The sequence below is a fragment of the Stackebrandtia soli genome (genome assembly GCF_965137155.1).
GTDB lineage: Bacteria > Actinomycetota > Actinomycetes > Mycobacteriales > Micromonosporaceae > Stackebrandtia > Stackebrandtia soli.
In genome coordinates, this window is record NZ_CBCRZX010000038.1 from 11816 (window position 1) to 35435 (window position 23620).

At 69.1% G+C, this 23620-nt stretch carries 20 protein-coding genes; 9 read left to right on the forward strand and 11 right to left on the reverse strand.

Annotation, left to right across the window (positions count from 1 at the left end; genetic code table 11):
• Positions 1–9: 9 nt before the first annotated feature.
• Positions 10–492, reverse strand: coding sequence for a DUF3093 domain-containing protein (locus ACM9NP_RS18510; RefSeq protein ID WP_415647995.1), 483 nt, complete (start codon positions 490–492; stop codon positions 10–12).
• Between the two features lie 21 nt (positions 493–513).
• Between ACM9NP_RS18510 and dut the strand changes: the two genes are divergently transcribed.
• From dut to ACM9NP_RS18530, 4 genes are all read left to right on the forward strand, one after another.
• Positions 514–1050: a dUTP diphosphatase gene (gene dut, locus ACM9NP_RS18515; RefSeq protein WP_415647996.1), complete on the forward strand. Its 537-nt coding sequence runs from the start codon at positions 514–516 to the stop codon at positions 1048–1050.
• Positions 1051–1052: 2 nt separating this feature from the next.
• Positions 1053–1820, forward strand: coding sequence for a DUF3710 domain-containing protein (locus tag ACM9NP_RS18520; RefSeq protein WP_415647997.1), 768 nt, complete (start codon positions 1053–1055; stop codon positions 1818–1820).
• Positions 1821–1835: 15 nt separating this feature from the next.
• Positions 1836–2213 (forward strand): single stranded DNA-binding domain-containing protein, encoded by a 378-nt coding sequence (locus ACM9NP_RS18525; RefSeq protein WP_415647998.1) that lies wholly within the window; start codon positions 1836–1838, stop codon positions 2211–2213.
• A gap of 119 nt (positions 2214–2332) precedes the next feature.
• Complete coding sequence (locus tag ACM9NP_RS18530) at positions 2333–3028, forward strand: DUF3159 domain-containing protein (protein WP_415648019.1); 696 nt, start codon at positions 2333–2335, stop codon at positions 3026–3028.
• 11 nt (positions 3029–3039) lie between these two features.
• Here the strand turns inward: ACM9NP_RS18530 and ACM9NP_RS18535 are convergent, their stop codons facing one another.
• Positions 3040–3711: a potassium channel family protein gene (locus ACM9NP_RS18535; RefSeq protein ID WP_415647999.1), complete on the reverse strand. Its 672-nt coding sequence runs from the start codon at positions 3709–3711 to the stop codon at positions 3040–3042.
• The gene (locus ACM9NP_RS18540; protein ID WP_415648000.1) at positions 3711–4379 is read right to left on the reverse strand and encodes a potassium channel family protein; all 669 of its coding nucleotides are present in this window, start codon (positions 4377–4379) and stop codon (positions 3711–3713) included. The genes ACM9NP_RS18535 and ACM9NP_RS18540 overlap by 1 nt, the downstream gene beginning before the upstream one ends.
• 52 nt (positions 4380–4431) lie before the next feature.
• Between ACM9NP_RS18540 and ACM9NP_RS18545 the strand changes: the two genes are divergently transcribed.
• On the forward strand, positions 4432–6399 hold the full coding sequence (locus tag ACM9NP_RS18545) for an APC family permease (RefSeq protein WP_415648001.1): 1968 nt from the start codon (positions 4432–4434) through the stop codon (positions 6397–6399).
• Positions 6372–7565, forward strand: a complete 1194-nt coding sequence (locus ACM9NP_RS18550; RefSeq protein ID WP_415648002.1) for a class I SAM-dependent RNA methyltransferase — start codon at positions 6372–6374, stop codon at positions 7563–7565. The genes ACM9NP_RS18545 and ACM9NP_RS18550 overlap by 28 nt, the downstream gene beginning before the upstream one ends.
• Before the next feature lie 66 nt (positions 7566–7631).
• Here ACM9NP_RS18550 and ACM9NP_RS18555 read toward each other — a convergent pair whose 3' ends face one another.
• Positions 7632–8621 (reverse strand): amidohydrolase family protein, encoded by a 990-nt coding sequence (locus ACM9NP_RS18555; protein ID WP_415648003.1) that lies wholly within the window; start codon positions 8619–8621, stop codon positions 7632–7634.
• Between the two features lie 166 nt (positions 8622–8787).
• Between ACM9NP_RS18555 and dxs the strand changes: the two genes are divergently transcribed.
• Positions 8788–10719, forward strand: coding sequence for a 1-deoxy-D-xylulose-5-phosphate synthase (dxs, locus tag ACM9NP_RS18560; protein ID WP_415648004.1), 1932 nt, complete (start codon positions 8788–8790; stop codon positions 10717–10719).
• 153 nt (positions 10720–10872) lie between these two features.
• Here dxs and ACM9NP_RS18565 read toward each other — a convergent pair whose 3' ends face one another.
• A complete protein-coding gene (locus ACM9NP_RS18565) occupies positions 10873–11988 on the reverse strand; it encodes a hypothetical protein (protein ID WP_415648005.1) in 1116 nt (371 codons plus the stop codon).
• Positions 11989–12460: 472 nt separating this feature from the next.
• Here ACM9NP_RS18565 and ACM9NP_RS18570 point away from each other — a divergent pair, with 472 nt between their 5' ends.
• Positions 12461–13153 carry a response regulator transcription factor gene (locus ACM9NP_RS18570; RefSeq protein ID WP_415648006.1) on the forward strand — a complete coding sequence of 231 codons (693 nt, stop codon included), beginning with the start codon at positions 12461–12463 and terminating at the stop codon, positions 13151–13153.
• On the forward strand, positions 13150–14202 hold the full coding sequence (locus tag ACM9NP_RS18575; protein ID WP_415648007.1) for a sensor histidine kinase: 1053 nt from the start codon (positions 13150–13152) through the stop codon (positions 14200–14202). Before ACM9NP_RS18570 ends, ACM9NP_RS18575 begins: the two co-directional genes overlap by 4 nt.
• Before the next feature lie 55 nt (positions 14203–14257).
• On the opposite strand, the gene ACM9NP_RS18580 is transcribed toward ACM9NP_RS18575, so the two are convergent.
• From ACM9NP_RS18580 to ACM9NP_RS18605, 6 genes are all read right to left on the reverse strand, one after another.
• The gene (locus ACM9NP_RS18580) at positions 14258–18247 is read right to left on the reverse strand and encodes an AMP-binding protein (protein WP_415648008.1); all 3990 of its coding nucleotides are present in this window, start codon (positions 18245–18247) and stop codon (positions 14258–14260) included.
• Positions 18202–19239, reverse strand: coding sequence for a 3-deoxy-7-phosphoheptulonate synthase (locus ACM9NP_RS18585; protein ID WP_415648009.1), 1038 nt, complete (start codon positions 19237–19239; stop codon positions 18202–18204). The genes ACM9NP_RS18580 and ACM9NP_RS18585 overlap by 46 nt, the downstream gene beginning before the upstream one ends.
• Positions 19236–20066 (reverse strand): isochorismatase, encoded by an 831-nt coding sequence (locus tag ACM9NP_RS18590; RefSeq protein ID WP_415648010.1) that lies wholly within the window; start codon positions 20064–20066, stop codon positions 19236–19238. Before ACM9NP_RS18590 ends, ACM9NP_RS18585 begins: the two co-directional genes overlap by 4 nt.
• A complete protein-coding gene (locus ACM9NP_RS18595) occupies positions 20063–21622 on the reverse strand; it encodes a (2,3-dihydroxybenzoyl)adenylate synthase (RefSeq protein WP_415648011.1) in 1560 nt (519 codons plus the stop codon). Before ACM9NP_RS18595 ends, ACM9NP_RS18590 begins: the two co-directional genes overlap by 4 nt.
• Complete coding sequence (locus tag ACM9NP_RS18600; protein WP_415648012.1) at positions 21619–22740, reverse strand: isochorismate synthase; 1122 nt, start codon at positions 22738–22740, stop codon at positions 21619–21621. The genes ACM9NP_RS18595 and ACM9NP_RS18600 overlap by 4 nt, the downstream gene beginning before the upstream one ends.
• Before the next feature lie 68 nt (positions 22741–22808).
• Positions 22809–23531, reverse strand: a complete 723-nt coding sequence (locus tag ACM9NP_RS18605) for an SDR family oxidoreductase (RefSeq protein WP_415648020.1) — start codon at positions 23529–23531, stop codon at positions 22809–22811.
• Positions 23532–23620: the final 89 nt, after the last annotated feature.

The window sequence follows — 23620 nt, forward strand, 5'->3', positions numbered from 1 at the left end:
CCGTTCGGATCAGGACGCCCGGACCGCGGGCTCCTCCGACTTGGCGGTCAGCGCCGCGCGGAGTCGTTCGGGGTGTCGGGTGGAGATGATCCAGTACGGTGTCGGGTCTTCCGGATCGTCGAGCCAGACTCGGACGGCGGTACGCACCCACGGCCGCTGAACGACGAACGCCAACGGATGCAACTGCGCGGTGATTGCGTCGCGCAGCTCCGTTCCCGTCAACACGTCGACGCGATCCACGCACGACAGCGGCAGAATCGCGTCATCGACGCGGAAGTGTTCCGCGTCGACCGATACCCGCAGCCGACCCAGCCACACCATCAGCGCCACCGCGGCGGGAATCATCACGACGAACGGCAGCCAGGTCGTCAAACCGGGCGCCCCGAGCCCGATCTCGACCGCGAGGATCGTCGCGAACGCCAAACCGACCGGCCACACCCACCAGGGCACGGTGAGCCGTTCGACGAAAGCGGTACGGTCTACAGGCGCCATGCTCGTGAGCGTACCGCCTCGATGATCAGGGAAGGTCGGAAGCCATTGGGGGTTAATGGAGACAGTGGACTGACGATTGCCGTCGTCCGCCTCGATCCCGCCCTGCCCTTGCCGTCGTACGCGCATCCGCTTGACGCCGGCGCGGATCTGTACGCCGTGGCGGACCTGATCCTGGAGCCCGGAGAGCGGGCGCTCGTCGGCACCGGAGTCGCACTGGCCATCCCGGCCGGTCATGTTGGACTGGTACATCCACGCTCGGGCCTGGCGGCCCGGTGCGGTGTGACGGTGCTCAATGCTCCCGGTACGGTCGACGCCGGATATCGCGGCGAGATCCGCGTCAATCTGATCAACACCGATCCGACCGAGACGGCGACGATTCGCCGGGGTGATCGGATCGCGCAGCTGGTGGTGCAACGTGTGGAACGGGCCGAGTTCCTGGAGGTCACCGACCTTCCCGACTCGGCGCGTGGAACCGGCGGACACGGGTCCACCGGTGGATTTGCGGCCCCGGAGGCGGCCCCTGCCGTCGCCCTGGGCGATATGAAGATGGAGATGTAGCGGTGTTTGGACGTCGGCGTAAGAAAGACAGCGAGCCGGAAGTCGACGAGCGCGACGTGCTCGCCACGGATGAGGACGACGCGGATGACGCCGACGAGTCGTCCGGCCCCTTCGACTCCGACGACGCCCCTGACGACGAGGTCGCCCGCCTTGATTTGGGGAGCCTGCGCGTGCCGACCCTGCCCGGTGTCGAGGCTCGGATGCAGACCGACGACCAGGGCAATGTGAAGCAGATCCTGCTTGTCAACGGTGAGAGCGGGCTGCAGCTCGGTGTGTTCGCCGCTCCGCGCACGGCGGGGATCTGGGATGAGGTTCGCGAGGAGATCGCGTCCTCGGTTGAGAAGCAGGGCGGCAACGTCGAGACCGTCGAGGACGGGCCGTTCGGCGTCGAACTGCTCGTGCACCCGGCCGGCCAGAACAACGCCGCGGTGCGTTTCGTTGGTATTGATGGACCTCGATGGTTTGTGCGCGGCCTGTTCCAGGGCCGCCGCGCCGTTGACGTGGACGCCGCGCCGGCGCTCGACGAGACCCTGCGTGGCGTCGTCGTCGAACGTGGGGCCGGAGCCATGCCGGTGCGCGAGGGTCTGCCGCTTCGTCTGCCCGCGAAGATGGCAGAGGAGGCCAAGGCACGAGTGGCCGCCGCGAAGCAGTCGAACGCCACCGGTCAGACACCCGCGGCGTCCTCGCCCGGCACGGCCGGCGCAAGTGGTGTCAACGGATCGGCGCGGACCGCCAAGCGCAAGCCGTCACCGCGTCCTAAGAAGCGTTAAGGGAACGGAAGTTCGATGCCGCGGCAGCAGTCCCGCGCCGCCCGGTTCCTCGAAGGGCTGACCGCCACCGAGGAGGAGTTGTACGCCGCCTCGGTGCGCGACGAATCCGAGGTGGCGGCGTGCTCGCGTCCCGTTCGTGGGGAGCGCGTGCACATCGTGGGGCGATTGACGACGGTCGTGATGAGTCCCGCGTCGGGGCTGCCGACCGTTCAGGCCGAACTGTTCAACGGCGATTTCACGGTCACGTTGCTGTGGATCGGGCGTGGCCGGATCGTCGGGATCGAACCGGGTCGCAAGCTGATCGCGCGTGGCCGGGTGGCAACGGGGGAGTCAGACCGTATCGTTATGTACAACCCGTGGTACGAGCTGATCGGTAATCCCGACGATGAGTGACCACTAGGCGAGCACGTGGACGAGACGTCTGCTCCGTCCATCGAAAGGAACACATGGCGAACCAGGCGCCGAACGAACCAGGCGTGGCGACCGACGAGCCGGATCTGACGGACCCGACGGTGACGGAGACCGAAGCGGCGTCCGGGCGTGCCGACGAGTCCGATGCCGACGAGCTTCCCCCGTTCACCGAGCAGCTGTCGGAGCAGCTCGGCGGCGTGCGGGGCATCATCGAGTCGGGCATTCCCGTCGGAGTGTTCGTCATCACGAACATCGTCTGGGAGGGCGGCCTGCGCTGGGCCATCGCCGCCGCCGTGGTGGTGGCGCTGACGATCGCCGGGATGCGCGCGTTCCGCGGTGAGCCCGTCCGGCACGCCATCAACGGTCTGTTCGGCATCGGTCTGGGCGCGTGGCTCGCGTGGCGTAGCGGCGAGACCCGTGACTTCTATCTGCCCGGCATCATTCAGGGCGCCGTGACCGGGCTGGCCCTGCTCGGCTCGGTCCTGGTCCGGCATCCGCTCGTCGGTTGGTTCTGGTCGGTGATCGCGGGCGGCGGCAAGGCGCAGTGGCGCGACAATCCGCGCCTGGTGCGCGTCTTCTCGTGGCTGACGGTCCTGTGGGGCGCGGTGTTCCTCGTCAAGAACGCGGCCCGCTGGTGGCTGTACGAGCTGGACCTGGACAACGTGCTCGGTGTGGTGACCTTGCTGGGCGGGTACCCGGTCACGGCCGTGCTCGTCATCATCACGCTGTGGACGATCCGGCGGGTGCACCCGAAGGAGCCCGCGGAACCCGTGGAGCCGGTCGCGGAGACCGCCTGACCCGCCGCGTCTCAGTCGTCGTCCGGGGTGCCGAGGACGGCGGCCCGCATCGCCTGTTCGGCGCCCTCCGTGCACACGAACACGAGCTCGTCCCCGACCTCGATGGTGTCCTCCGGCGATGGTGGGATCACGCGCGAGCCGCGGATGATCGCGACGAGCGCGGCGTCCGGCGGTAGCGCCAACGCGGCGACCGGCGACCCGGCGTGGGGTGTGTTCGGCGGCAGGGTGATCTCGACGAGGTTCGCCTCGCTCTGGCGGAACGTCAACAGCCGGACGAGCTCACCGACGCTGACGGCTTCCTCCACGAGTGCCGCGAGCAGTCGGGGCTTGCTGACTGACACGTCGACGCCCCACTGATCGGTGAACAACCATTCGTTCTCGGCGCGGTTGACGCGCGCCACGACTCGGGGGACCGCGAACTCGGTCTTCGCGAGTAGGGACATGACGAGGTTCGCCTTGTCGTCCCCGGTGGCGGCGACCGCGACGTCGCACTGGTCGATGTGCGCCTGTTGCAGGCTCGACAGCTCGCAGGCGTCGGCGAGGAGCCATTCGGCCTCGGGGACCCGCGACGGAGTGAAGTTGGCGGGGGAGCGTTCGATCAGCAGGACCTGATGGCCGTTGCCGATGAGTTCGGTGGCGATGGACCGTCCGACGTTGCCCGCTCCGGCGATCGCGATGCGCATCACTCGCCCTGCCCTTCCGGCGTGCCCGCCGCGACGGCCCGCACAGAGTCGACGATGTCCTCGGTGACGAGCATGAACAACTGGTCGCCGTCCTGGATCATCATGGAGTTCGTCGGGAGTGTGCCGATGCCGAACCGCATGAGATACGCGACGCGTGTGCCGGCCGCGCGTTCGAGCCGCGCGAGGGGGTGGCCGATCCATTCGCCGCTGTATCGAACCTCCACCATGGACACGGTCGACGTCGGATCGCGCCAGAGGGGCGGTTGATCGTCGGGGACGAGGTGCCGCAGCATGCGGTCGGCGGTCCACCGCACCGTCGCCACGGTCGGAATGCCCAGGCGTTCGTAGACGACCGCTCGCTGCGAGTCGTAGATTCGGGCGACGACGGTGTTCACGCCGTACACCTCGCGGGCGACACGCGCGGCGATGATGTTCGAGTTGTCACCGGAGGACACGGCGGCGAACGCGGCGGCGCGGGTGATGCCCGCGGCGGTGAGAATGCGCTTGTCGAAGCCGACTCCGGTGATGGACTGGCCGTCGAAATCCGCGCCGAGGCGCCGGAACGCCTCCGGATTGCGATCGATGATCGCCACCGAATGGCCCCGTTCGGAGATGCTGTGCGCCAGGACCGACCCGACTCGACCACATCCCATGATCACGACATGCATTGTCGACACCTCACCGTAGCGGTACCGCGATAGCGTGGTTAGGCTACCGGACGTGGTGCGCCCGACTTCGTTGGTTAAGCGGCTCTTGGTGGGACGACCGATGCGTTCCGACCGACTGGCGCGTACCCGCCTGCCGAAGCGCATCGCGCTGCCCGTGTTCTCCTCGGACGCGATGTCCTCGGTGGCGTACGCGCCCGAGCAGATCTTCCTCGCGCTGTCCGTCGCCGGCGCGGGGGCCTACGTCTACGCCGGCTGGATCGGCTTGTTGGTGGCGCTCGTGATGATCGCCGTCGTCGCCTCGTATCGCCAGAACGTCGTGGCCTATCCGAACGGTGGCGGCGGCTACCAGGTCGTCAGCGTCAATTATGGACGATCTTGGGGCCTGGTCGTGGCCAGCGCGTTGCTCGTCGACTACATCCTGACCGTCGCCGTGTCGATCTCGGCGGCTGCCGCCACGGTCGGCTCCGCCGTGCCGTTCGTCCAGGAGCACAAGGTCTTCTTCTGCGTGTGCGCGATCGTCGCGTTGGCGGCCGTGAACCTTCGGGGTGTGCGCTCGTCGGGCCGGTTCTTCGCGATTCCGACGTACGCGTTCGTCGCGGGGATCTTCGTGATGATCGGTGTCGGCCTGTTTCGCGAGTTCGTCATGGGCGAGGACCTGGTCGCCGCGAGCGCCGCTTACGAGATCGCCCCCAGCGAACCCGATCTGGCCGGGGCGGCGCTGGCGTTCCTCATGCTGCGGGCGTTCGCGTCGGGTTGCGCGGCCCTCACCGGCGTCGAGGCGATCGCCAACGGGGTGCCGCTGTTCCGCAAACCGCAGGGCCGTAACGCCGCGACGACGCTGTTGATCATGGGCGTCTTCGGCGTCGGCATGTTCCTGGGCATGATCGCGCTGGCGAAGCTCACGGGTGTCCAGATGGCCGAGAACCCCGTGACCGATCTGGTCGGCGCGGGTGTCGACTACCACCAGAAGACGCTCGTGGCGCAGTTGGCGGAGACCGTGTTCGGGGGCTTCCCACTCGGTTTCGTCTACGTCACCGCGTCGACGGGGCTGATCCTCGTGTTCGCCGCGAACACGGCGTTCAACGGCTTCCCGATGCTCGGGTCGATTCTCGCTCAGGACCGGTATCTGCCCCGGCAACTGCACACCCGTGGCGACCGCCTGGCCTACTCCAACGGCATCGTGCTCCTCGCGGCTTTCGCGCTGGTGCTCGTCCTGGTGTTCCAAGGCGATGAGACGCGCCTGATCCAGCTGTACATCGTGGGTGTCTTCGCGTCCTTCGTGTTGGCGCAGAGCGGGATGATCCGGCACTGGAGTCGCCTGTTGCGCACCGAGCGGGATCCGTCGGCGCGGCGGCGGATGCGTCGTTCGCAGAGCATCAACGGGTTCGGCCTGCTCATGACGGCGGCGGTGCTCGTCATCGTCGTCGTCGCGAAGTTCTCGCACGGCGCGTGGATCTCGATCGCGGTGATGGCGATCCTGTACGTGCTGATGCGGGCGATCCAGCGCCACTACGCGGCCGTCTCCGCCGAGTTGGAGCCGCCGTCCGGGAAACCACCGCTGCCGCCGCGAAACCACGTCGTCGTGCTCGTCAGCCGGGTCCACAAGCCGATGATTCGGGCGTTGTCCTACGCCAAGGCGACTCGTCCGGACACGATCACCGCGCTGACGGTCAATGTGGATGATGGGGACACGCGCGCCCTGCAGGTTGAATGGGAGCGCCGCAAGATCCCCATTCCATTGACAATTGTCGATTCACCGTATCGAGAGATCACTCGGCCGATCGTCGACTACGTCACGACGCTGAAACGCTCCTCACCACGCGATCTGGTGACGGTGTTCATCCCCGAGTACGTCGTCGGGCACTGGTGGGAGAATCTACTGCACAATCAAAGCGCGTTGCGGATTAAGAGTCGGCTGCGCTTCGAACGGGGCGTGCTGATCACGAGCGTGCCCTGGCAACTCGAATCGAGCGAGACCCTCGACCTGGATCGATGGGACGACAGATTGGCGGGACGTTAGTGATCGTGGATGTTGGGCCGGTGGCCCACGGAGGTCACTGCGTCGCGCGGGCCGATGGGGTTGTGATCTTCGTGCGGCACGCGTTGCCGGGCGAGCGCGTCCGGATCGAGGTGACGGACCGCAAGAAGACGTACTGGTTGGCCGACGCCGTCGAGATTCTCACGCCGTCCCCCGACCGCGTCGAGGCACCATGTCGATTCGCGGGGCTGTGCGGCGGCTGCGACTTCCAGCACGTCTCCGCCGAGGGTCAACTGAGCCTCAAGACGACGGTTCTGAGGGAGCAGCTGACCCGACTCGGCGGACTGAGTGAGTCCGATGTGGCCGGTTTCGAGGTAGAGGCACTCCCCGGCGGTCTGCTCGACTGGCGCACCCGCGTTCAGTACGCCGTGACCCGGGACGGGCGTCCCGGTCTGAGGATGCACCACTCCCACGACATCGTCCACATCGACGAGTGCGTCATCGCCGATCCGAAGATCCGCGCGACCGACACGCTCGACCGCACCTGGCCTGGTTCCTCCCACGTCGGTGTCGTGGCGGGCGACAACGGCGAGGTCTCCGTCTACACCCAACGCGGACGGCAGAAGCGCGGCATCGTGAAGTCCGGCCCGAAGACCGTCGTCGAGTCCCTTCCGCCGCACCAGTTCCACATCGACGCCGACGCGTTCTGGCAGGTTCACCCCGCCGCCGCGGGGATACTGGCCGCGACCGTGACCGGAATGCTCGGCCCGCTGCCGGGCGAGACCGCCTGGGACCTGTACGCCGGAGCCGGCCTGTTCACCGTCGCGCTCGCCGAGGCCATCGGTGACCACGGAGCCGTCGTCGCCGTGGAGTCGGACCCGCGCTGTCGCGCCGAGGAGAACCTCGCCAAGGTGCCGGGCGCGAGCGTCATGACGTCGACGGTGCAGTCGGCCATCGATCGCCTACCCAAGCCCGACGTCGTCGTGATGGACCCGCCCCGCTCGGGTGCCGGGAAGGAACTCGTCGCCGCGATCGCGGCGGCCCGTCCTCGTTCGGTCGTGTACGTCGCGTGCGATCCGGCGGCGCTGGCGCGAGACCTCCGGGAGTTCGCCGGTCTCGGCTATCGACTCGCCGACCTCGCGTCCTTCGACGCCTTCCCGATGACGCATCACTTCGAGACCGTCGCGCAATTCGATCGGGTCTCCTAGCGGCGGTCGTCGGCGGTCGACCTCCGCGTCGGAGGGTCCCGCGTCCGTCCACGGACGCCGACCCGATCAGGCCAGGCGGCTCGCCCGCTCCGACCCGTCCACCAACGCCATGAGGGCGTCACGGCGCTGCTGTGACGTGAACGCGGCCCGCACGCCGTTCCGCGTCAGGTCGCTCAGTTCCCCGGCCGACAGGCCCAACTGAGCGGCCTGGCCGTACTCCCGATCGATGCTCGTCCCGAACTGGACCGGATTGTCCGTGCCGAGCGCCACGGGCACTCCCGCGTCGAGGAACGCGCGAAGCGGGTGCTCCGCGAGCGACGGGACCGAACCGAGCACCAGATTCGCCGTCAGGCAGACCTCGACGGTTATGCCCCTGTCGGCGAGCAGACGCAGCAACTTCGGGTCGTAGGCGGCGTGTGTGGCGTGCCCGATCCGACTGACACCGTCGATCGACGCGACCGCCGCGATGTTCGCGGGGGAGAACTCCCCGGCGTGCACGGTGACCCCGAGCCCGGCGCTCGCCGCCTCGGCCGCGACGGCGCGCCCCACCCGCCAGTCGGCCTCCTCTGCGTACGGCACGTAGAGCAGGTCCACCCCGGCGAGCCCCTCGTCGGCCGCCCGGCGGCACGCGTTGACCGCGCGCCGCAGCCGCTGCCGCTCATGCCACATCACCAGGCTCGCCACGGGTTCCGCGTGAAAGTCGGGAAACTCTTGGCGCACAGCCTGTTCGGCGCGACGGAACAGCGGCATGAATCGGGGCCTGCGGACCGTCTCCTCGCTGAACCGGACCTCGGCGTAACACCCGCCGGCAGCCGCCGAATCCGTCAACGCGTCGGCGACGCGGTCCACGAACGCGTCGTCGGTGTCGGCGTCCGCGGGCGCGGGTTGGGTTCGTGTCAAATGCTGGAGCCGTGCCATGCCCGGCGAGACCTCGGTCGTCAACGTTCGACGCCACGCGCCCCAGTCGAACGGCGCGCGGTGGTGTCGGCGGGCGAGCACCCGATCCAGACGGGGTGACCACTCCTGATGCAGGTGGAGGTCGGCTTTCGGCAGCATGGCGGGATCATCTCACTGTGTGCGGAGGCTACCGGTATATCCGTTGAGCGCGTCGATCGGAAGTTAGTGCCGGATATCCGACATATCGCCGCGAATGAGTGACGGGTTCCTCGCAGTGGTCGTGGACGTGTTGTGCCCCAGTGTGGTGCGGATAGACTCGCGTGTCATGAAGCGCGCAGACGGAAATCCGGTACCGGACCTGCTCGGCACCGTCACGGACCTCAAGGCATTCAAGAAGCTTCCGGCGGAGGCCCTGCCACAGCTCGCCGAGGAGATCCGAGGCTTTCTGGTCGACCAGGTGTCGCGCACCGGCGGGCACATCGGCCCGAATCTCGGTGTCGTGGAGCTGACGATGGCGATGCATCGCGTGTTCGATTCACCGCGTGATCGCCTCATCTTCGACACCGGCCACCAGTCGTACGTTCACAAGATCCTGACGGGTCGGGCCGACCGGTTCGACGGCCTGCGCAAGCGGGACGGCCTCACCGGCTATCCCTCGCGGGACGAGAGCCCCCACGACTTCGTGGAGAACTCCCACGCGTCGACGGCGCTCTCCTACGCCGACGGGCTCGCCAAGGCCAACGTCCTGCGCGGTGACGGACACCACGTCGTCGCGGTCGTCGGCGACGGCGCCCTCACCGGCGGCATGTGCTGGGAGGCCCTCAACAACATCGCCGCCCGCAAGGACCTCCCGCTCGTCATCGTGGTCAACGACAACGGCCGGTCCTACGCGCCGACCATCGGCGGCCTCGCCAACCACCTCGCGACGCTGCGGCTGAACCCGTCGTACGAGAAGCTGCTCGACGGCATCCGCGAGCGCGTCGGCGGCACACCGATCGTCGGACCGCCGCTGTTCGAGGCCATGCACGCGCTCAAACGCGGCATCAAGGACGCCGTGTCGCCGCAGGTCATGTTCGAAGACCTCGGCCTGAAGTACGTCGGGCCCGTCGACGGCCACGACATCGACGCCGTGACGAGCGCGTTGGAGCGGGCGAAGCGCTTCGGCGGGCCCGTCATCGTGCACGCCATCACCCGCAAGGGTCAGGGTTACCAGCCCGCGGAAGACGACGTGGACGACTGCCTGCACTCGCCGTCGTCCGCCTTCGATCCCGAGACCGGCAAGTCCCTCGCCGCCAGCGCCACCAAGTGGACGAACGTCTTCGCCGACGAACTCGTGTCGGTGGCGAGCGTCCGCGACGACGTGGTGGGCATCACCGCGGCCATGGCGATCCCCACCGGCATCGACAAACTCGCCAAGGTGTTCCCTGACCGTGTGTTCGACGTCGGCATCGCCGAGCAGCACGCCGCCACCTCGGCGGCGGGTCTGGCCATGGGCGGCATGCACCCGGTCGTGGCGATCTACTCGACCTTCCTCAACCGCGCCTTCGACCAGGTGTTGTTGGACGTCGCGATGCACAAGCTCGGCGTCACCTTCGTCCTCGACCGCGCCGGCATCACCGGACCGGACGGCCCGAGCCACTACGGCATCTGGGACATGTCGGTGTTCCGCGTCATTCCGGGCGTGCGAATCGCCGCTCCCCGCGACGAGGCGACCCTGCGGGAGGAGCTTCGCGAGGCCGTCGACGTCGTGGACGGCCCGACGATCGTCCGATTCCCGACCGGTGCCGTCGGTGAGCCGTTGCCCGCGATCGAACGCGTCGGCGGCGTCGACGTCCTCGCGCGCGGCGACGGCGCCGACGTCCTCCTCGTCGCGTGCGGCGCCTTCGGGCATCTCGCGATGCAGGCCGCGGAGCGGGTCACCGAGCACGGCTTCGGCGTCACCGTCGTCGACCCGCGATGGGTCGCGCCGGTGCCGGAGGCGTTGCTGGAGCTCGCCGCCGGGCACAAGCTCGTCGTCACACTGGAGGACGGCATCCGCACCGGGGGCTTCGGCGACGCGCTCGCCAAGGCGATGAGGGACGCGTCGATCGACACCCCGCTGCGGGACCTCGGCGTCGAGCCGGGCTGGTATCCGCACGGCACCCGCGCGCAGCTGCTGGCCGACCTCGGCCTGACCCCGCAGGACGTCGCGCGGGCGATCACCGAGACGGCGTTGCGGGGCACCGCCGCCGACAGTGGTTCCGAGCTGACCGTCTGACGGATCGACATCGACGGGNGCCCGCTGACGAGAGTCGGCGGGCACCCGTCATCGCGTCGTGGCCCGGCGGGCGTCCGCGCTCGGCGCACAGAAAAGCGCGCCTGGTCGGAGATCCGACCAGGCNCCCATGCCGGGAGGCTCAGCGAGTCCTTGTTACTTGTTGACTTCGTCGATGATCTTGTAGGCGAGGTCTTCCCACTTCGCGTAAGCGTCGGGGTAGGCCGAGACCTGAACCGCCTGGGCGGCCGCGGTCAGGGACATGTCGTCCCAGCCCTTGATCTGCTTCAGCGACTTGAAGAACGCGGTGGCGGCGTACTCGACGTCCATGCATTCCTCGATGGAACCCCAGCCGGAGCTGGGCCGCTGCTGGAAGATGCCGACCGAGTCGTGGTCACCACCGGTGCCCTGGTTGGGGATGTCCAACGACGAGGGCATGTAGTGGTTGGCCAGGTTTCGCATCTGGCTCTCCTGCATCGCGGTGGCCAGGCCGATCGCCTGTCCCTTCTCGTCCAGGCCAAGGTCCTTGGCGACTTCGACGATCGTGACGGCGTTGGCCATCTGCTCCTTGTCGAGTCCACCCACCGGCTTCGGCGGGGTGTCCTTCTTGGGCTCTTCCGACTTCTCGGACTTCTCGGCCTCTTCCTTCGTGGTCGATTCGTCCTCGTTCTCGTCGGCCTCTTCCTCGGTGGCGTCGGGCCGCTCGTTCGAGCGGTCGGCGCGATCCTCGGACCGGTCCGTGTCGGTGGCCAGCGTCGAGCTCGCCGGTGAGTCGTTGTTCGTTCCCGCGAGCGGCCCGCCGACGAGGGTGACGGCGAGGACCGCCAGAACGAAGAGACCGAGGATGCCGCGCCACACGGTCACGGTGTCGGAGGTCTCGGCCAGCGCCGCGCGCGCGGACTGGGCGGACTGACGCGTGAAGCTAGCGGCCTTCCGGGACAGGAACGACACGGTGTCGGGGCGACCCTTGGCTTCCTTCCAAGTCGCCTTCGTGCGCCGCTCGATGTCGACGGCCTTGTCGGCGATGTGGGTGTAGGTGGTCGAGGACAGGATGCTGTCCCGGGTGTTACCCGCGACCGACCGGGCTTGCTCGACGGCGCGCTTGGCGCGCTGTCCAACCGACTGCCACAGCTCGGCGACGGCCTCCTGACCGCGCCCGATGAGGGAGTCGTGCTGCTTCGGCGTGATGCGCCGGTGGCGGCCTCCTCCGCCGTTCGTGAGGGAGTTGCTTGTGGAGGTGTCTGCCGGGTCGTGCTCGTGGTGTTTTGGCATTTGGCCACCATAGGAGCCAAATCAAGCCACCAACAGGCCACTGTGTACGAATGAGTAACCGCACTGTTGAGTCGTCTGGCAGGAGGCAACTAGCGCCGGATTTGCCGGATTTGGCGTGATATGCCGGTATTGTTTGCCCTTGGGCATTTATGGGGTCTGATGTCCTCATCCGCCGGTGTTTCGGCGATGGGCCGAATGGATGAATTACATCCATGTAATTTCCAATTGTGATGCTCGTCTCATTTTTGAAAATGTCCCGTGGTCCCGGCCACAATCGGCCTATTTGAGGCCGCCGTAGTGCTATCGGGCGCGAGGCGCCTTTCTGCTGGTCGAGCGTGTCGTGACGCTACGTGCGATACCTCTTTACTAGCAGTCATGTTCGTCGAGCTCGCGCCCGCCACCCCGTGACATGCGTGCACGGTGCCTCTAACCTTGCCGAAGACGAACGACGACCGACACGCGTGAGGCGAAGATGCGGGTATTGGTGGTAGAGGACGAGCACCACTTGGCCAATGCGATCGTGCGCGGCCTGCGCCGACAAGGCATGGCCGTGGACGTCGCTTTCGACGGCATCGAGGGCCACGAGGCGGCCACGACCACGCGATACGACGTGGTCATTCTCGACCGGGACCTCCCGGGCATGCACGGGGACCGCATCTGCGCCGACATCGCCGCGCGCGGCGAGCTCACGCGGGTTCTCATGCTCACCGCGAGCAGCACCGTCGCCGACCGCGTCCGTGGCCTGTCGATCGGGGCCGACGACTACCTCGCGAAGCCCTTCGCGTTCGATGAGCTCATCGCCAGGGTCAAGGCCCTCGGGCGCCGGGCCACCCCGCCCGCGCCGCCGGTCCTCCGACTCGCGGGTATCGAACTCAATCCCGCCGCGCATCGGGCGACGCGGGACGGTCGTTCGCTCGACCTCACCCACAAGGAGTTCGGGGTCCTCGAGGAACTCATGAAGGCCGGTGGGGCGCTCGTGTCGACCGAGGAACTGCTCGACCGGGTTTGGGACTCGAACGCCGATCCGTTCACCACGACTGTGCGCGTCACGATGATGACCTTGCGCCGCAAGCTCGGTGACCCGCCGCTCATCCAGAACGTGCCCCGCGTCGGATACCGCATCGCCGAACCCGAGGAGCCCGAGACGGCTGAGTCGGTCGCATGACAGGTGCGATCCGGCCGACCCTGCGGCTGCGCCTGGCGCTGTGGTTCGGCGGGGTCGCCCTCGCCGCGGGTGTACTCACCTCCCTGTTCGCGTGGATCCTGCCGAACCAGATCCTGTCGACCGTCATCGTCGCCGCGGCCGGAGCCGCGCTGGGCTACGCCGTAACCGGCCGCGCGCTGCGGCCGCTCCAGGACGTCACCGCGACCGCCCGCCGCCTGTCGACGAAGAACCTCGACGAACGCATCCGTCTCGACGGCCCCAAGGACGAGGTCGGCGAGCTCGCGGACACCTTCGACGCGATGCTCGACCGGATCGCCGACTCCTTCGCGGCGCAGCGCCGCTTCGTCGCGAACGCCAGTCACGAGCTGCGGACCCCGCTGGCGGTCATGCGCACCGAGATCGACGTGGCCCTGTCGAACCCCGATGACGACGTCGAAGAACTTCGTCGCATGGGCGAGGTCGTCCGCGACGGCTGTGTTCGCGCCAACGACCTCATCGAGTCGCTGCTGTGGTTGGCCCGAGCCGAGGCCGGGGGAGTCACCGAGACCGCCGCGTTGCCGGTGGACCTGAGCGACTGCGCGCAGGCCGCGGTCGACGCGGCGGCGCCCCTCGCGGACACGGTCGGCCTGTCTCTGGCCTCGTCGCTCACGGCGGCACCGGTCTTGGGGGATCGCTCACTCCTGGAGCGTGTCGCCGGGAACCTCATCGAGAACGCGATCCGGCACAACGTTCCCGGCGGGCGGATCTGGGTCCTCGCCGGCGCCAACGCCGACTTCGCCTGGATGGTGGTCGGCAACACTGGTTCCGAGATCGACGCCGACAGCGTCCCGCGCCTGTTCGAGCCGTTCAGCAGGGGCGGGGAGGCGCGTGTCGGTCGTCGCGGCGCGGGGCTCGGACTCTCGATCGTCCGCGCGGTATGCGACGCGCATCATGGAACGGTCAACGCGGCGGCGCTTCCCGACGGTGGCGGGCTGGAGGTTCGGGTGGAGATACCACTGGCCCGCGAACCACGCGTAACCGTCGACGTCAGACAGTCTGCAATTGAATGATTCGCATTGGTCGACACGCCCCGATGCCATCTGATCGGTATCGGGGCGGTCGTCGTCAATCCGACAGCAGCGCCCGGGCGAAATCATCCAATGGGGATGATGGCAGTGCGATCGAGGATTCCTTGAGCCACCGCGTGAAGCGGTCGGCGGCGATCGCGGAGCCGTCGGGTGGTGGTGGTCCCGCCGATTCGAAGAACGACAGCAGGCCCGCCGCGCCGTCGAGCGTATCGACCTGGGCTCGAAGTAGATCCAGCCACTTCGGTAGCGGGACGACGCGCGCGTTCGGCACCGACGGTGTGAGCCGTTCCCACAGCCGGGTGAGCGGTACGCCCGCCGAAGGCAGGTGGTTCCACACGCCGGTGCCTCCGTCGACGACGAGTCCGGCGATCGCGGCGGCGGCGACGTCGACGCTGATCCACGGCTCCGAGACCGGCAGGTCGGGGAATACCCCCGTGTCAACGCCGACCCGGCCGATCCGCCACACCAGGTCGTTGCTGGAGCGCGCGCCGGTGGCGCGGGCCGGGATGACCCTGCCGAGCCGGTGGCACGACACCGTCAGCCCCGTGGAACCCGCGTGCCGCACGAGTTCCTCCGCGACCCATTTGCTGCGTTGGTAACCGTCGGCCAGCCCGTCATGGGCGTCGATGAAGTCCTCCGGCAGAACGGTGCCCGCGCCGACCGCGATCGTCGAGACGTGATGGAACTCCGCCCCGTTGGCGCACGCTGCGGCGAGGAGTGTCCGGGTCGCGTCGACGTTGACGCGTCGCAGACTCCGGTAGCCGCGGCTGAGGTTCACATCGGCAGCACAGTGGACGAACCGACGCGCGGTGCGCAGGATCGACGGCTCGGACAGGGCCAGATCCTCGGCCGTCAGATCGCAATCGACGGCCGCGACGCGAGCGGCATCGAGCTCCGGGAGCCCGTACTCGCTCGCCACCGAGGCGAGCCGTTCCATGCCACCCCTGGTCAGACAGGCGATCCTGTCGTCGGTGCGTTCCAGCAGCTCTGCGAGTACATGCGCCCCAACGAAACCGGTCGCTCCGGTGAGGACGGTGACGGGTTCCGTCCGACGAGCGCCGAGTACGGGTGGCGTCCAATCCGCGTCGGTCAGCATCAGGGACGCGTCGGTCGAACCGTCGCCGTCGCCCGTCAGCGCGGCGGCCAGGGTCGCGACGGTCGGATGGTCGAACAGCTCGGCGGCGGTCACGGTCCTGCCGAGGAGCGCGCCGAGCCGAGACGCGGCGGCGACCGCGCTCAGCGAGGTTCCTCCGCTGGCGAAGAAATCGGTGTCCATCGTGGTCGGAGCGGTCCCGTTGACCTCGGTGAAGACCTCCAGAACCGTCGCCTCCATCGGGGTCGACGGCGTCGGCGACGAATCCTGCACCACGTGTGTCAGCGCGGCGCGGTCGATCTTTCCCGTCGAGGTGCGCGGCAGCGCGTCGGTCACGTGGATCGCCGTCGGCAGCGCCGGTCCGGCGAGCCGCGAGCGGGCGGCCCCACGCAGTTCCTCGCCGGTCGCGTCGGCCTCGACGTGCGCGAACAGGCGGGGCGCTCCGCGATGGTGATCCACGACGACGGCCGCGTGTCGCACGCGGGGGTCGGCCAGCAGCGCCGCCTCCACCTCCGCCGGATGGACCCGGTGCCCGGAGATCTTGACCTCCGTGTCGATCCGACCGTGGAACCGCAGCGCCCCTCCGTCGAACCTGACGCGGTCGCCGGTGCGGTAGTACCGGCGCCCCGCGATCGTGACGAACGGGTCGTCGTCGTGAACACCGAGGTAGCCGGTGGCGAGCCCGGCGCCGGCGATGTACAGCTCGTCGCCGGGGCCGACGGCTGCCGTCACACCCGGTAGGGGTTCGCCGAGCGTCACGGGCTCGCCCGGCGCAAGAGTCGCCGCCAGACAGACGACGGTCGCCTCGGTCGGCCCGTACGAGTTGACGAGGGTGATCCCGCTGGTCGTGGCGTGCCAATCGGCGGTGCGTTCGGTGGAGGCGGCCTCGCCGCCGATGATGACGAGCCGCACGGACGATCCGATCTCGGTCCGCTTGTGGCGCAACGCCCACACGAGTTCGTGCCAGTAGGCCGTCGGCAGGTCGAGGACCGTGACTCCGGAGCGGCCGACGAAGTGCACGAACTCCTCGATGGAGCGCGTGGCGGAGTCGTCGCGAACGACGAGCGTGGCGCCCGCCGCCAACGTCACGAAGACCTCCTCGACGTGCGCGTCGAAGTGCAACGGCGCGAACTGGAGCACCCGGTCGTCGGCCGTGACCTCGTATCGACGCAGGGCCGTGCCGACGAAGAAGTCGAGCGCGGAGCGCGGCACGATGACGCCCTTCGGCCTGCCGGTCGAGCCCGAGGTGTAGATGACGTAGGCGGGCCCGTCTGATTCGGACTCGTCCGCTTCGACTGCGGCGGACAGGTTCCCGTCGTCGGTCGTAGGTCGGTCGCTTGTAGGTGGTTCCGCGAGGACGAGACGAGGTGCCGCCTCTGCGAGGATCGCCGCGTTGCGTTCGGGGGCGCCGTCCGGGTCGATCGGCAGGTATCCGGCTCCGGCCAGGTGCGCGCCGAGGATGGCGATGACGGCGTCCGCTCCCCGGGGGAGCGCGATTCCCACGAGTTCCCCGGGGCGCACGCCCTGTCGGCGCAGCCAGGTCGCGACCGCTCGTGCCGCGGTGTCGAGCTCGACATAGGACCAGGTTCGGTCGCCGTCGGCGAGGGCTGGATGATCGGGAGTGCCGATCACGTTGGCGGCGAAGCGTTCGGTGAACGGCCGCGTTGGTTCGGCGACGGGTCCGTCGATGACCCGCCAGGTGCCGACGGGTCGTTCGGGGTGGTCGAGGATGTCGCGCAAGTCCTCGCCGATGGACCGCAGATCATCCACTGTATATAGTTGTGGATTGGCCTCGATGACGAGATCGCGGGGTCCCCGGGCGGTGATCGACAGGTCGTCGACCGGCCCGGCGCTGACGTGCCGCATCGTCACGGTGTGGCCGTCGAACCGCGGTGGTTCGGCGAAGGGAATGACGTTGACGACGGGGCCGAAGAGTCTCCGTCCGCCGGACAGCAGGCCCAGATCGCGCCGCAACTGCTCATAGCGATACCGCTGATGTTTGCGGGCCGCCGACATCGCCGTCGCGATCGTCGTCGTGACGTCGGAGAGCGTCGCGCCCGGCGCCACCGGCACCGGCAGGGGGTTGATGTTCATCACCATCGCCGGGATCGTCGCCGCCGGAGTCCCGAGTCGCCCAGCGACCGGAAGCCCGAGAACCGGCAGTGGAACCCCGGTGCGACGGTGCAAGGCGCCCGCCACGGCCGCGAGAAGCACGTGCGGCCACCGATGTCCGACGGCCTCTAGCGCGGCGGTCTCGACCCGCAGCGCGATCGGCCGGTCGACGCCCGTCGCCGTCGACCCGGCGAAACCGGACGCCGCGACGCCGGAAAGCCGATCCATCCAGAAGCGACGGTCGCGCGCGCGTGCCTCCTCGTCGTACGAGGCCTCGTGCTCGACCAGGTCGTGAAGTCGCCCGAAGGAGTCGCCGGGCGCGAGCCGTCCACGGTATCGGCGTTCGACCTGGCGGTACAGCAGCGCGTAGCCGAAGCCGTCGAGGACCACGTGGTGAGCTTGGAGGTACCACAACACGGCCTCCGGTGTCACGAAGAGGACACAGTGGAACAACGGGCCGCGTTCGAGGTCGGCGGCGGTGCCACGGAGCGTCTCGATCACGGCGTCGGCTTCGGCCTCGTCGGCGATCCGGCGGACCTCCGGGCGCCACGCCCTGTCCACGGTCAGTCGTTGGCGCGGGTTGCCATGGGCGTCATGGATCGTCGCGTGCAGCACCTCGGCGTCGACGATGGTCCCCGCGATCGCGTCCACCAGACGGTCGACGTCGACTCCGCCGCCGATACGGCAGAGCTCGGCCGTCCAGTAGGCCGGATTCGCCGGATCGAGCAACTGTCCACGAAGGATGCCCTCGGCTGCGGGGGTCAACGGCAGCTCCGTCATGACCGCGCCGATCCGGCCGTCGCGGTACGACCGAGGCGGCACCGCGCCGCGTCCGCCAGCTCCTCGATGACCTCGGTCGTGCGCCCCAGGCTCAAGCAGGAGTCGGTGACGCTGACGCCGTGCCGGAGGGCGCCACCGATCGACTGACTTCCCTCGTGCAGGAACGATTCCAGCATGACGCCCGCGACGTCGCGTCCACCGTCGGCGACGCGGGCCGCGACCGCCGACGCCACCTGCGGCTGTCGGCGGTGGTCCTTCCCGCTGTTGCCGTGCGAGCAGTCGACGACGACTCGGCTCGGCGCGCCGAGGGCGGCGAGCGCCTCGGCCGCGTCGGCGATGACATCGCCCTCGTAGTTCGGCCCGGTCTCTCCACCTCGCAACACCAGGTGAGCATGCCGGTTGCCGGGGCTGTCGAGGCAGACGGGCCGCCCCGCGTCGTCGAGGGTCACGACGGGTTGGCGGGCGCGGGCCGCCGCGATCGCGTCGATCGCGGGCGCGACGGCGCCGTCGGTGCGGTTCTTCACCCCGATCGGCATCGGCAGGGCCGACGCCATCCGTCGGTGAACGGGGCTCTCGACGGTGCGAGCTCCGATGCCGCCCCACGCGATGAGGTCACTCGTGAACGGCGTCAGCATCGGGTCGACGAACTCGGCCGCGATCGGCAGGCCCGTTTCGGCGACGGACGACAGCATGGCGCGGACGCGGGCGATGCCGCCCGGCACGTCGTGCCCGCCGTCCATTCCGGGGTCGAGGAGCATGCCCGGCCAGCCCAGGCGGGTGCGGGGTTTCTCCGTGTAGACGCGGACGACGACGAGCAGGTCGTCGGCGAATCGGGCCGCGGCCTCGGCGAGGCCGTGCGCGTACTCGACCATCGCGGTCTCCTCGTGCGCGGAGCACGGACCGGTGATGACGAGCAGTCGGTCGTCGGTGCCGTCGAGGATGTCACCGATGGCGCGCCGGTGTTCCGTCACGGACGGTCCGGCCGGGTGCGGAGCGGCGAGTCGGGACTGGGCGGGTGTCTGCAGTGGAGTCATCGTCGCCCCGCGATGGTCTGGTGGAAGCCCGCGATGGTGGGTTCGGCCGCCAGATCGGCGAAACCGACGTCATAACCGTCCATTTTCCACTGTTCGATGAGGCCCATGACCGCGATCGAGTCGAGGCCCGCGTCGATGAGGTTCTCGTCGTCGTCGGCGGGCTCCTCGAGCAGCGCGAGGATGGCCGCCCGAACCTCGGCCAGCGACGGCGCCTCGGCGCCTCGGCCACCGGAGGTCAGCGCGGCCGTCGTCGTCACGACCGCGCAGGTCGCGGCGAGGTGTTCGAGAGCCGCCTCGTGCGCCCGCGGTGTGAAGTCGGCGATCGCGTCCGCCGGGACGAACGGCGCGATGTTCCAGGAGAAGGCGTCGAGAGCGGTCGCGGTGACGCCGATGCCGGCGTAGACGCCGCAGATGACGAGCTGGTCGCGTCCGTGCTCGGCGAGCCAGGTCCGTAGTTCGTCGGAGCCCCAGAACGCGCTGTACCGGCGCTTCCGGAGGACGAGGTCTCCGGTGCGGGGCGCCAGCGCGGGCAGGATCTCGTGCCGGTCCTGGAGACCCGGACCCCAGCGGTCGACGAGGAGGCCGCGTTCCTCGGCCGGTTGACACGGCGGTTGGGCGGTGTAGGCGCGGGGCAGGTCCAGATCGACGAGCGCGCCGATGTTGTCGACGAGCGGAGCGAAGCCGTCCTCGTAGAAGTCGAGGAAGTATCGCTGCATGTCGTGCACGAGCAGCGCCGCGCGATCGGGATCGAAGTCCCAACTCAGCCGGGCGGCGGGTAGCGCGTCGGCGCCGGGCAGCGGGTACGACGACAGGCGGGGGATGCTCATGATTCCAGGCTCGCTTTCAGCTGCAACTTATCGATTTTTCCGACGGGTGTGCGGGGCAGACTCTCGACGAACCGCACCAGATCGGGGATCTTGTACGCGGCGAGCCCACGCCCGCGCAGGTACGCCCGGACCCCCTTGGCCGTGAGCGCGCCGTCGGTGACGCAGAACGCGGCGCTGCGCTCTCCGAGCGCGGGGTCGGGCACGGCGACCAGTGCGGCGTCGTGAATGGACGGATGGCCGCGCAGGTGGTCTTCGATCTCGGCGGCGGCGATCTTCTCTCCGGCGCGGTTGATCTGGTCCTTGGCGCGCCCGGTCACGGTCAGGTGCCCGGTGGGGTGGCGGCGCACGATGTCGCCGGTCCGGTAGTAGCCGTCCGTTGTGAACGCCCGCGTGTTGTGGTCGTCCGCGCGGTAGTACCCGCGAATCGTGTAGGGCCCGCGGGTCAGCAGGTGCCCGTCCTGCCCGTCGGGCACGGGCCGGTCCGCGTCGTCGACCACGAGCACCTCGTCGGAGTCGGACGCGGGACGGCCCTGCGTCTCGAAAACAGTCTCCTGTGGATCGTCGAAGCGGGTGTAACAGACGAGGCCCTCCGCCATTCCGAAGACCTGTTGCAGCCGCGCGCCGAGCAGCGGCGCGACGCGCGCCGCGTCCTCGGCCCCGAGCCGTGCTCCGCCGACCTGGAGGACGTCGAGGCTCGGCAGTTCGACCCGACGCGCCTCGGCGGACTTCAACCACAACAGCGCCAACGCGGGCACGACGGCCGTCATCGTCACGTCGTGTTCCCGGATCAGCCGGAACGCGGTGTCCGGACTCGGATCGGGCGCCATGACGACGGTGCCACCCGCGTACAGCACACCGAGCAGACCCGGCGACGACAGCGGGAAGTTGTGCGCCACCGGCAACGCGCACAGGTACACGGTGGACGAGCCCAGCTCGCAGACCTCGGCCGCGATCCGAACGCTGTAGTGATAGTCGTCGTACGTGCGCGGGATCAACTTCGGCACGCCCGTCGAACCGCCGGACAACTGCAGCAGCGCGAGCGCGTCCGAGCGCGGCGGCTCCGGCAGCGCCGAACCGTCCCCCTTGAGCGCGACAGCCTCGGCGACGGTCAGCCGCAGCGGCACCTCCGACGCGACGGCGGCGTCCACTCGGTCGTGGTCGGGGCCGCCGGGGCGGATGTAAGCGGCGGCCTCGGCGTGCGAGCAGAAGTAGCCGATCTCGGCTTCCCGATGGGCGGGCAGGGCGCATACCGGCACCGCGCCGAGCCGGAACAGGGCGAACAACAACACTGGGTAGTCCGCGTCGTTGGCGGCCTGCACGACCACCCGGTCACCCGGACGCAGTCCGCGCGCGTGCAGACCGGCGGCGCACGCGGCGGCCCGATCCGTGAGCGCCCGATACGTCACGGTCTCGGCGTCGGTCACGATCGCGGGGCGTTCGCCGTGATCGTCGGCGCGCTCGGTGAGCAACTCCCAGAAGCCTTGCCCGGCCCAGTATCCGCGCTCGCGGTACTCGGTGGCGGTGTCCTCGGGCCAGGGCGTGTACGACGGATTCATCGCGCCACCGCCTCCTGTCGATGTCCGAGCGCGGCGAGCATGGTCGCGAGCTTCGCCTCGGTCTCGGCGAGTTCGGCGTCCGGGTCCGAGCCCGCGACGATGCCCGCGCCCGCGAACAACCGCACGGAGTCGTCGGCGATCTCGGCGCAGCGGATCGTCACGGCCCATTCGCCGTTGCCGGCGCTGTCGCACCAGCCGACCATTCCGGAGTAGAACCCTCGGTCGAACTCCTCCAGTCGGGCGATCGCCGACGCGGCGGTCGCCGTCGGGGTGCCGCACACGGCGGGCGTCGGGTGCAGGGCGCTCGCCAGTTCGAGCGCGGACGGGAGCGGGTCGGCGAGGCGTCCGGTGATGCGCGTTCCCAGGTGCAGCATGTGCGCGGTGGCGACGATGTCGGGTGTGGACGGTGCGGAGAGTTTCACGCAGTACGGCGTCAGCACACGGGCGATGGTGTCGACGACGTGGGCGTGCTCGCGACGATCCTTCTCACTGGCCAGCAGTTCGGCGCGGCTGACGGCGTCGACCTCCGGGTCTCCGGTGCGCGGCCGCGAACCCGCCAGCGGAAACGCCGTCACGACGTCGCGTTCCCTCGACACCAGCAGTTCGGGACTGCCTCCGACGAGACTGACCCCGTCGGGAAGCTCGCAGGCGAACACGAAGCCCGCCTCCTGACGGTGCCGCAGGCGGCGCAGCAGCGACGGGATGTCGGGCCGCGTCGGCGGTGTGATCCGCACACTGCGCGCGAGCACCACCTTGGACAGTTCACTGTCGTCGATGTCGTGCAGGGCCTTCTCCACCGCGAGCCGGTACCGGGCGGGCTCGGGTTCGTGTCGCGTCGCCACCGGAGTGACGTCGCGGGAGGCCGCCTTCGGCGGCAGTGGCGGTCCCCAGCGGTGCTCCTCGGGGACGATCAGTCGCGCGGGCGCGTCGTCGGCGAACGGCACGGCGCCAACGAGAATCTGATCGGGGCCGAGCGCTCGCAGCACCGTGTCGGCGCGCTTGGGCGCCAATCCGCCGCGTCCGGGAAGGACCACGGCGCTGCCGGTGGCGAGCAGCGAGCGGGCGCTGGTGCCGAAGAAGAAACCGGAACCGGGACGGTAATCGTCCACGAGATGCATGACGCTCCCAAGAGATGGAGGGTGTACGGAGGACGGAACACGGGTGCCGTGCGGAGCGGGATCGGAGATCACCGCAGGGAGGCTCCACCGTCGACGAAGAGTTCCTGCATCGTCAGGTGCGCGGCCTCGGCGGACGCCAGGAAGCACACGACACGGGCGATGTCGTCGGGATCGGCGACCCGGCCGAGCGGAATGCCGAGACGGAAACGTTCGGGCTGTCCCGTGACGGCGTCGGCGACGGCCGCGTCGCCGTCGCCCGGCCACAGTGACCTGAACATCGGCGTATCGGTCGATCCGGGCGAGACGACGTTGCAGCGGATGCCGTGTTCGGCCAGTTCCAGGCCGAAGCACTTCGTCAGGTGAGCAGAGGCGGCCTTGCTCGCCGCGTAGCCGCCGATCCCGTGCCGGGGCACACCGCCCGCGTTCGACGCGACCGTGACGACCGAACCGGCGCGGCGTTGGCGCATCCGGGTCGTGACGCTTCGGGTCACGGCGAAGACCCCGGTGGTGTTGACGGCGAACATCGCCGCGAAGTCCGCGTCGCTGGTCTGGTTCAGGGGCCCGGCGCGGAGGATTCCGGCCGCGTTGACGAGCACGCCGATCGGCCCGACACGGCGCTCCGCGTCGGCGACGGCGCGTTCGACGGCGCCCGCGTCGGTCACGTCGAGCACCACTCCATCGGGGTCGTCGGTGATCCGGGTGTCCCGGTCGCACGCGACGACGCGGTGTCCCCGGCTCCTCAGCATCGCGGTGGCAGCGGCGCCGATGCCGGAAGCGGCGCCGGTGACCATCGCGATTGCGGGAGTCGATCCATTGTGTTTCACATGGCCTCCTAAATTGCGAAGGTTAGCCTAACCTAATCAATATCAATCGTTCGTTC

Bases quoted from the DNA above. Each gene is read 5' to 3' on its own strand.
- ACM9NP_RS18510 (WP_415647995.1), bottom strand. From the start codon at position 492: ATGGCGCCTGTAGACCGTACCGCTTTCGTCGAACGGCTCACCGTGCCC.
- dut (WP_415647996.1), top strand. From the start codon at position 514: ATGATCAGGGAAGGTCGGAAGCCATTGGGGGTTAATGGAGACAGTGGA.
- ACM9NP_RS18525 (WP_415647998.1), top strand. From the start codon at position 1,836: ATGCCGCGGCAGCAGTCCCGCGCCGCCCGGTTCCTCGAAGGGCTGACC.
- ACM9NP_RS18535 (WP_415647999.1), bottom strand. From the start codon at position 3,711: ATGCGCATCGCGATCGCCGGAGCGGGCAACGTCGGACGGTCCATCGCC.
- ACM9NP_RS18540 (WP_415648000.1), bottom strand. From the start codon at position 4,379: ATGCATGTCGTGATCATGGGATGTGGTCGAGTCGGGTCGGTCCTGGCG.
- ACM9NP_RS18550 (WP_415648002.1), top strand. From the start codon at position 6,372: ATGGGACGACAGATTGGCGGGACGTTAGTGATCGTGGATGTTGGGCCG.
- ACM9NP_RS18555 (WP_415648003.1), bottom strand. From the start codon at position 8,621: ATGCTGCCGAAAGCCGACCTCCACCTGCATCAGGAGTGGTCACCCCGT.
- dxs (WP_415648004.1), top strand. From the start codon at position 8,788: ATGAAGCGCGCAGACGGAAATCCGGTACCGGACCTGCTCGGCACCGTC.
- ACM9NP_RS18565 (WP_415648005.1), bottom strand. From the start codon at position 11,988: ATGCCAAAACACCACGAGCACGACCCGGCAGACACCTCCACAAGCAAC.
- ACM9NP_RS18570 (WP_415648006.1), top strand. From the start codon at position 12,461: ATGCGGGTATTGGTGGTAGAGGACGAGCACCACTTGGCCAATGCGATC.
- ACM9NP_RS18575 (WP_415648007.1), top strand. From the start codon at position 13,150: ATGACAGGTGCGATCCGGCCGACCCTGCGGCTGCGCCTGGCGCTGTGG.
- ACM9NP_RS18585 (WP_415648009.1), bottom strand. From the start codon at position 19,239: ATGACTCCACTGCAGACACCCGCCCAGTCCCGACTCGCCGCTCCGCAC.
- ACM9NP_RS18590 (WP_415648010.1), bottom strand. From the start codon at position 20,066: ATGAGCATCCCCCGCCTGTCGTCGTACCCGCTGCCCGGCGCCGACGCG.
- ACM9NP_RS18595 (WP_415648011.1), bottom strand. From the start codon at position 21,622: ATGAATCCGTCGTACACGCCCTGGCCCGAGGACACCGCCACCGAGTAC.
- ACM9NP_RS18600 (WP_415648012.1), bottom strand. From the start codon at position 22,740: ATGCATCTCGTGGACGATTACCGTCCCGGTTCCGGTTTCTTCTTCGGC.
- ACM9NP_RS18605 (WP_415648020.1), bottom strand. From the start codon at position 23,531: ATGGTCACCGGCGCCGCTTCCGGCATCGGCGCCGCTGCCACCGCGATG.